This is a genomic window from Flavobacterium sp. W22_SRS_FK3 (genome assembly GCF_052113665.1).
Taxonomy (GTDB): domain Bacteria; phylum Bacteroidota; class Bacteroidia; order Flavobacteriales; family Flavobacteriaceae; genus Flavobacterium.
The window spans coordinates 1-4,784 of sequence record NZ_JBGQOF010000049.1 but is presented as its reverse complement, the minus strand read 5'-3'; the positions used below and the strand labels follow the sequence as shown (position 1 = coordinate 4,784).

The window sequence follows — 4,784 nt, the reverse complement described above, 5'->3', positions numbered from 1 at the left end:
GCACTCAGCACTGTAGTATCTGGCTCTAACTTGGCTTATGTGATATATACATCGGGAAGTACGGGTATTCCTAAGGGAGTTATGAATGAACATGGTGGTATTGTCAATCGTTTATTGTGGACACAATCGCATTATCAACTTAAGAGTGATGATATAATCCTACAGAAGACTTCTTTTAGTTTTGATGTATCGGTATGGGAATTTTTATGGAGTATCAGTTGTGGGGCTCGATTGGTTTTTGCCAAACCTGAAGGACATACAGATGTTGAGTATTTAAAGTATATTATAGAAAAGGAAAGCATTACTACGATTCATTTTGTTCCTTCGATGTTACGGGTTTTCTTAGAAGATATCAAATTGGGTGATTGTAATTCCTTAAGACGGGTTTTATGTAGTGGAGAGGCTTTACTATTAGATCATGTGCATTTATTTAAGGATAAATTCAAGGAGGTTCGATTAGACAATTTATATGGGCCTACAGAGGCAGCAATTGATGTAAGTTCCTGGGAAGTGCCAATGAAAGGTTCTATATCTCAAATTCTAATAGGAAAGCCAGTGGCCAATACAGGTTTATATGTTTTAGATGATCAAAACCAGTTATTGCCAATAGGAATAATTGGAGAATTGTTTATAGGAGGTGTTCAGGTCGCCCGAGGTTATTTAAACAGGGAAGAATTAACTCGGGAGAAGTTTATAGCAAATCCATTTAAAGAAGGTGAACGAATTTATAAGTCGGGTGATTTGGCACGTTGGCTTCCTGATGGGAATATAGAATATATAGGCAGAAAAGACGACCAGGTTAAGATCCGCGGTTATCGAATCGAGTTAGGAGAGATTGAGAATGTGTTGTCATCTTTAGAAGCAGTAAGGCAGTGTTGTGTGTTGGCCAAGGAAGATGCATCGGGCAGTAAGCGTCTTGTTGGTTATGTAGTTCCTGAGGTTCAGGATGATTTTGATAGGGAAGTATTGCAAAACCAATTAAGGCTAAGTTTGCCTGATTATATGGTTCCCCAAATGTGGGTCATTTTAGAAGCAATGCCATTAACCAGTAATGGAAAGCTGGACAAGAAGGCCTTGCCGAATCCGGAACGATCAGAATTATCCAGTAAAGAATATGTAGCACCCCGTAATGAAACCGAAGCGCAGTTAGCAGCAATCTGGCAGGAGTTATTAGGAGTAGAACGAGTCGGGATTTACGATAATTTCTTTGAATTGGGTGGTCATAGTTTACTGGCTACGCGTTTGGTTTCTATGATTCGTAAAAAAATTGAGCTTGAAATTACGATCAAAGATGTATTTGAATTCACAAGAATAGAAGAATTAAGTACCTATTTAAGACATAAAGAGATCAAAGAAAAAGAAAACCAAGACATTACTTATAAAAAAATAATAAAAATATAATGGACAAAATATTAAGTCTTATAAAAAGAGCACAAGATCAAGGAGTAAAGTTGGAGTTGGACGGTGATTCTTTAGTGTTAAAATCAGAAAATGAGAATATTGATAATCTTTTGCTGGCAGACATAAAGGATTCTAAAGATCTTATTATCCAGCATCTTGAAAAATTTGATTTAAATAGAAATCATGATAAAGGATTAGGTAAGTATACTGTGAAAACATTTGACAGGGACCTAATAAAACACATTCCTTTATCTTTTAGTCAAGAACGATTATGGTTTTTGGATCAGCTGGGAGGAAGTACAGAATATAATATGCCCATTGTGTTACGTTTAGATGGAACATTAAATAGTCCAATTTTGGAAGAATCATTAAAGACTATTGTTTCACGTCATGAAGTATTGCGCACAAATCTTTTATCAGAAGATGGGATCGCCTATCAGGAAATTATCAGCTCCGAGAACTGGTCACTGGATCAAGCCATTGTATCGGATGATAAAATATTAAAGAGTACTATAGCTGATTATCTGAATAAACCTTTTAATTTATCTAAAGATTACAAGTTACGAGCCTGTTTATATACAATAGGGAATGAGAAGTTTGTTTTGGCTTGTGTCATCCATCACATAGCCAGTGATGGCTGGTCAGAAGGTATCTTGGTGAATGAATTCATGGAATTGTATAGTGCACTACAATCTGGCCGTCCAGTTAATCTGCCAGAGCTTAGTTTACAATATGCAGACTATGCCATTTGGCAACGTGAGTATTTAGAAGGCGAAGTTTTAGACAATCAGTTATCGTATTGGGAATCAAAATTAAGGGGTGTAAGCACTTTGTCTTTACCAATGGATCATGCTCGACCTGCTGTACAGAGTAATGCAGGAGCGGCTATTTCTTTAGAATTAAACCAAAAAATAGGTAAGTCATTAAATTCTATATGTCAGGAGCAAGGTGTGACGCTGTTTATGCTTCTATTATCAGCTTTTAAAGTTTTGTTATCTCGTTATAGTGGTCAAGATGATATTTGTGTAGGAACACCAATAGCAAATCGAACGCAATCGGATTTAGAGGGAATGATAGGCTTTTTTGTCAACACTTTACCGCTTCGTAGTGATTTGAGTGGCGATCCGAGTTTTAAAGATTTGTTGTCAAGAGTGAAACAAACGACTTTAGAGAGTTACGATCATCAATTAGCCCCGTTTGAAAAGGTTGTAGAACGTGTAGTTACTACCAGGGATATAAGTATGACGCCATTATTTCAAGTGTTATTTGTCTTAAAGAATACTCCTAAAGAATCTGGAGATGTATTTTTAGAAGGAGTCACCTTATCGGGATATGAGTTTGATGTTGTTAGTTCTAAGTTTGATTTAAATATGGGGATTTTTGAAATTGAAGAAGCCATTACATTAAATTTAGAATATAATACAGCTTTGTTTGATCAGAATACAATTGATAATATGTTGGTGCATTATCAAAAGTTGCTGGAAAGTATAATAAGCGATATTACACAACCAATAGATAGTTTATCTATACTGACCGAAAAGGAAGAAATACAATTATTAGACGTTTTCAATGGCACATTTACAGAATACCCTAAAGATAAAACGGTATTAGATTTATTTTTGGAACAGGTGAAAAGTACTCCTGATGCAATTGCTGTAGTTTTTCAAGAGGATACTTTAACTTATAAAGAATTACACCAACGTTCAAATCAATTAAGTCATTATTTACATGGGCAAGGAATAATTGCAGATAGTTTAGTCGGAATTTGTTTAGATCGTAACTTGGAAATGGTCATCGGTATTTTGGGAATATTAAAATCAGGTGCAGCTTATGTCCCTATTGATCCTGAATATCCAAGTGACCGTATCGCTTATATGCTTAGTGATGCCAGTATTAAAATAGTATTGAGCTGCAATAGTAGTAATGACTTATTAGAAGAGTATGAAGATTTATCGATTTTATTATTGGATAGAGATTGGGATCTTATGACTAACTATTCAACAGAGAATTTGAATATAATAATATCTCCAAATCATTTGGCATATGTTTTATATACTTCGGGGAGTACAGGAAAACCAAAAGGAGTAATGATGTCTCATTATGCATTATTCAACTTGATATGTAATAATAATCAACTAGGTATTTCTAATAAAAGAGTGACACAATTATCAAGTATAAGTTTTGATATGTCCTTTCAAGAAATATTTTTCGCAATTTCACAAGGAGGAGCATTATATATAGTTTCTTCGGAAATTAAAAAAGATTTGACTGGTTTAGTTAATTTTATTAAAGCCAAGAAGATTGAAACAATGTTTCTTCCAACCGCTTTTTTTATATTTATAGGTGCAGAAGGTATTTTTGAAAAACTAGATTCAATAAAAGACCTTATTGTGGCTGGAGAACAATTGAAGTTATCCGACAATATAAAGAAATATCTAAAGCATCGAGGTGTCATGCTGCACAATCATTATGGTCCAACAGAAACGCATGTTGTAACAACAGATATTATAGATTACAAAATTAGAAGTAAGGAAGAAGAAACGATATCAATAGGTAAGCCCATAACCAATACCCAAATTTATATCCTTAACAAAAGTTTAAAATTGTTGCCTATTGGAGTTGTTGGTGAATTATGTATTGGAGGAGCTCAATTAGCTGAAGGCTATTTGAATAAGGACAATTTGACGCAGGAAAAATTTATAAATAACCCATTTAAAGAAGGTGAACGAATATATAAAACAGGCGATTTAGCGCGTTGGCTGCCAGATGGGAATATAGAATATATAGGCAGAAAAGACGATCAGGTTAAGATCCGCGGCTTTCGAATCGAGTTAGGTGAGATTGAGAACGTCTTGTCAGCTTTACCAGGAATAACGCAGTGCTGTGTATTGGCTAAGGAAGATGCAAGTGGTAACAAGCGTTTGGTAGGCTATGTTGTTGTAGATAAACCGTTACACAAAAATCAAATACAAGAACATTTAAAATTAAGCTTACCGGAATTTATGGTTCCTATGATCTGGATACAGTTAGAGCAGTTCCCTTTAACGACCAATGGAAAATTAAATAAAAGATTATTGCCAGATCCGGATAATTCAGATTTATCCAGTAGAGAATATGTTGCGCCAACTACAGATTTAGAATTACAATTAGTTAGCATCTGGCAGGAATTATTAGGGATTGATAAAGTAGGAGTTCACGATAATTTCTTTGAATTGGGCGGTCATAGTTTACTGGCTACACGTTTGGTTTCCCTGATTCGAAAAGAACTGTCAAAAGAGATTGAAATTGCGGATGTTTTTACATATACCACGATTTCTGAATTAGCAGCCCATATATCAGCGCAGTCAGAAGGTATTTTATTGCCTGTTATTGTGGCAGAGGCT

Annotated in this window: 2 protein-coding genes; both read left to right on the top strand. The window is 35.0% G+C overall.

The window, feature by feature from the left end; all coding sequences use genetic code 11:
- A partial coding sequence (locus ACEN2I_RS19795) for a non-ribosomal peptide synthetase (RefSeq protein WP_441767809.1) occupies nucleotides 1–1,401 on the top strand: 1,401 nt, incomplete at its 5' end.
- Nucleotides 1,401–4,784 (top strand): amino acid adenylation domain-containing protein (locus tag ACEN2I_RS19790; protein WP_441767808.1); only part of this gene is annotated, 3,384 nt, incomplete at its 3' end. The genes ACEN2I_RS19795 and ACEN2I_RS19790, both read left to right, overlap by 1 nt.